The sequence below is a fragment of the Oleiphilus sp. HI0132 genome (assembly GCF_001635845.1).
In genome coordinates, this window is record NZ_LWGJ01000191.1 from 1 (window position 1) to 4,008 (window position 4,008).

Below are 4,008 nucleotides of genomic sequence, written 5' to 3' on the forward strand. Positions count from 1 at the left end.
TCAGTTCCGGATAAGCCTCTACAGCCACATTTAGACTTCCTAAAGCACTTTGTAATAAACCTTCACTTTTAGCAAGTTCCTGCAACGCTCCCGCACTAGAAGGATTAGCGGATGCTGCTTTAAGGCCTGCCAGAGCTTGATTACGAGCCGATATAACCGCTTCCAGCGTTTCACGCTCATGTGTTAGATAAGCCTTAGCCGTCTCGACTAGATTAGGAATCAAGTCATAACGACGCTTAAGCTGAACTTCAATTTGAGAGAAAGAGTTTTGATAGCGATTTTTTAAAGCTACCAAGGTATTGAAAATACGAATGATATAAAAAATCGCAAAAATGATAATGAAGGCTGTTACTAAACTGCTGATATCCATATTTAATCCCGTCACTTGGCGCACCAGTTACAGTGCAATATTCAATTGATCGAGATATCCCTATAAGCAAAAACAGTATAGGCGCATTAAGCGCCTAGCTCCTATCTTTTACTTAAGCTTGCGAGCTATGATAGGCCCACTCAAGCCAAGGCATAAGCGCGTCAACGTCGCTGCTCTCGATCGTACCTGCACACCAGATTCGTAGGCCATCAGGAGCATCGCGATATGAGCCTATATCGTAGGCTACACCTTCCTGCTCTAGCAATGCGACCATCTTCTTCAGTGCGTCTTTTTCTAAGTCTAGCACCAAACAAACACTTGTATTGGAACGAGTACTTTTATTTTCAGCCAAAAAGTGAATCCAATCATGCGCGTCAACAAAACGCTCAACAGCAGCCAAATTCTCTTCTGAGCGCTTGATCAAAGCAGGTACCCCGCCCAAGCCATCAACCCAGGATAAAGCATCTAAATAATCGGCAACACAAAGCATTGACGGAGTATTAATAGTTGAACCTTTAAAAATACCTTCAACCAACTTCCCTGGCTTGGTCATACGGAATAATTTGGGCATTGGCCAAGGTGGCGTATAGCTTTCCAAGCGCTCGACAGCTCGAGGGCTAAGTATCAGCATGCCGTGAGCACCTTCACCGCCAAGTACTTTCTGCCAGCTAAATGTGATTACGTCCAGTTTTTCCCAGGGCATATCCATGGCAAACACTGCCGAGGTTGCATCACAAATCGTCAAACCTTCACGATCGTCAGCTATCCAGTTGGCGTCTTCAACTTTGACACCCGAAGTCGTGCCATTCCAGGTAAATACAATATCGTGAGAAGAAGAAGCTTGAGAAAAATCAGGGAGTTTACCGTAGTCCGCTTCGTAGAGAGAAACATCATCCAACTTCAGCTGTTTTGTAATGTCGGTTATCCAGCCTTTACCGAAGGATTCCCACGCAAAAACATCGACAGGACGAGCACCGAGCATCGACCACATCGCCATTTCCATTGCTCCGGTATCAGAACCCGGTACTACACCCACTCGATAACCTTCAGGCAAACCCAATAAACGCGCCGTTTCAGTACAGCATGCTTCCAATGCTGTCTTACCAATCTTGGCGCGATGAGATCGACCTAAGGTATCTAATTGGAGCTGGTTAACGTCATAACCAGGCCTTTTACTACAAGGCCCTGATGAAAAGTTTGGGTTATTTGGTTTAATGCTTGGTTTTTGAATTGGCACAGCGCTGATCTCTGACTAAATAGATTAGAAAAATTTGCGCTATCCTATCATTTTTAGGGCTGTTAGGGTAAAGGCTTGACGTAGATTGTTATTTTTTAATCATCGCTTTTACTGTATTAATGACCGCGGCCTTAAAACACTACAACCCTGTATTTTTCGTTCAAGAGGTAGCGCGATATCCACCAGTCAATAAGTCACTTACCCGCTTTTGATTTATTCCAAATAGCACTGTTCACATTTCGGTCGCTTTCGCTGTTTGAGTCTTCCTTACTATGGACGGGAGATGCAGGAACCGCAGTCTCATCAGCATCTGTGCTATCACGGTATTTTCGCTGCATGCCCTGAATAAACTTGCGCAGCATTTGATCTTGCAGCTCACGATAATGTTTGTGGCCTACTTTACGAAAGAATGCGCTCAACTCGGATTTGCTGACACGATAGCCACCTAATGCCATTAGCTCACAAATATCATCGTCTCGAAGGTTCAGCGCAATCTTCAGCTTACGCAAAATAATATTATTATTTAAACGACTTTCGGGCAAAGCTTGAGGACCATCTTTCTTGCCACGCAACTTATTAATCATACCATTGAGAAAACTGGCAAACTTTTTATCTGGACAGTTAACGAAGTCTGGATCATCGTCTTTCTTTAGCCATTGACTTATGTGCTCTCGAGTTACAGCGCATTCTGCACTGGCCCACAGCGCAATCATTTGTCGATCATTATATTCAAAGGTATAGCGCAAGCGGCGAAGGATATAGTTATTGGTCAAAACAGTCTCGCAAGTTATTGCCCCTATCTTCTCGGGGCCGTAAATTATTACAACAGGCTAACATATTTTCGTGCAGACAATCCCTTCAGCATCAAATCCAATCGCGTTAGCTTCAGCACTATATTGTTCGATTAGAAAACTTTGTTAGAAACTCACTGCTTTTAGGGTGACTACTCTTTATATGAACACCTACAATAAAGCCATCAGGTGTAATAAGTGAATGCCTTACCGTTCCTAGCGCTGTAATATCGTAACGACGACCTTTATAGAATGCATTGATATCAACTTTAACCAAAGCCCGCTCTTGAATGCTTACCGGTGAGGTCAACGCAATCCCTGCTTCACTCAGATCTTTCGTTGTACACTGGATCGTCTGCTGACTTTTTAAGGTCACAAGCACCGGCCAGCGAACCTCCCTACGCGAATGCAAGCGCCTGTTTGAATCATCCCACTGCCCTTGTATAAAAACTTTTTCATCACCCTGAACTCGCGGCTTAGATAAGGCATTTTGACTTTGAAGTGATTCTTCAGTTTGTGCCTCAACACTCTACCTTTCATGCGCTTTCACATTCTCATGAGATGATTCCTCCATAACCTGCACTTTAGGCTTATTGTTTCTTTTAGTGGCAGGTGGAGCGTTAAGCACATTGCGCCCCGCAAACTCCTTGTCATGAAGCCCTAAGGCCTCATCAACATTCATCACGACAGTTAACATTTCATCATCCGAAGACTTATGCTCCGAATCTATTAAAATAAAATCAAATTGAGCAAAATGAATAACCGTGTTGTGAGTCAATAATACCTCACTATTAATACGCTGCTTGTTTACAAAAGTACCATTAGTAGACTGAAGGTCTCTCAAAAATAAGCGACCGTCTTTGCTTATTATCTCGGCATGTTCACGAGAAATACCAGAGCGCAGAACAACCATATCAATTGACTTATTTCTGCCAATAACAAAGGGAAACTTAGTGATGGGTATTTTCTTGACCACCCCAGTTTCGTCCAAACTTCCTTTCCAGTGCCAAAGTGCCAAAGTGCCAAAGTGCCATAAAATAAACTCAGTATTAATCGACATAAAACTTCTTCAGTATAAGAGCCATGCTGAAAAACACATAACTGAGCACCAAAGTTATTGGTAATAAAAGTCCATTACCGCTACCCACCCTTTGATCGCTATCGTCAGTTTAATAATGCGCATGAATCCAGGAACTATTTAAACCCAAGAAGCTCAGCCAAATGACGCTAGTTAAGCATTCTGCTACAATCTAAAGTACTAACTACTTAAATATAGGGGACCTCACTTTGCGCCAAATCAGCTTATTAATCTGCTGCATATCACTCATTACTTTTAGCAGCCTAAGTTTGGCCAAGCCTCTCGCCAGCAAAGATAAGATCAATAAAGTCAGTGACTACTTTATGAGCCAAGTCGTTCAAGCGGAATATGACAGCGCTTATTCGCTTATGTCTGCTTATATTGGCGTCAGTCCTGAGCAGTTTGAGGAACGTGGCAAAAAGATCTCCCACGATATGAAGATGCTTGAAGCACGTCAGGGCAAGCCGCTTTCCTTTGCACTTTTGAAGCAAGAGTCGGTCGGGGAGCATTTCTATAAAATAAGCTATTTGCT

6 protein-coding genes are annotated in these 4,008 nt (G+C 43.0%); 1 reads left to right on the top strand and 5 read right to left on the bottom strand.

Translation table 11 applies throughout. The features are described 5' to 3' along the window. The 5 genes from A3766_RS02375 to A3766_RS02395 all read right to left on the bottom strand — a co-directional run. Positions 1-370, bottom strand: a 370-nt coding sequence (locus tag A3766_RS02375) for a LemA family protein (protein ID WP_197479212.1), incomplete at its 3' end; no start/stop codon positions are given. A 112-nt stretch (positions 371-482) separates the two neighbouring features. Further along, positions 483-1,607 carry a phosphoserine transaminase gene (locus A3766_RS02380; RefSeq protein WP_231882816.1) on the bottom strand — a complete coding sequence of 375 codons (1,125 nt, stop codon included), beginning with the start codon at positions 1,605-1,607 and terminating at the stop codon, positions 483-485. A 194-nt stretch (positions 1,608-1,801) separates the two neighbouring features. Beyond that, complete coding sequence (locus tag A3766_RS02385; protein ID WP_068513119.1) at positions 1,802-2,380, bottom strand: DUF1456 family protein; 579 nt, start codon at positions 2,378-2,380, stop codon at positions 1,802-1,804. A gap of 118 nt (positions 2,381-2,498) precedes the next feature. Continuing rightward, positions 2,499-2,810, bottom strand: a complete 312-nt coding sequence (locus tag A3766_RS02390) for a PilZ domain-containing protein (protein ID WP_197475492.1) — start codon at positions 2,808-2,810, stop codon at positions 2,499-2,501. Between the two features lie 117 nt (positions 2,811-2,927). After that, entirely contained in the window at positions 2,928-3,458 is a 531-nt protein-coding gene (locus tag A3766_RS02395) for an FHA domain-containing protein (RefSeq protein ID WP_068513123.1), read from the bottom strand. Positions 3,459-3,745: 287 nt separating this feature from the next. Here A3766_RS02395 and A3766_RS02400 point away from each other — a divergent pair. Continuing rightward, positions 3,746-4,008: hypothetical protein (locus tag A3766_RS02400; protein ID WP_156508626.1), on the top strand; the 263-nt coding region annotated here is incomplete at its 3' end.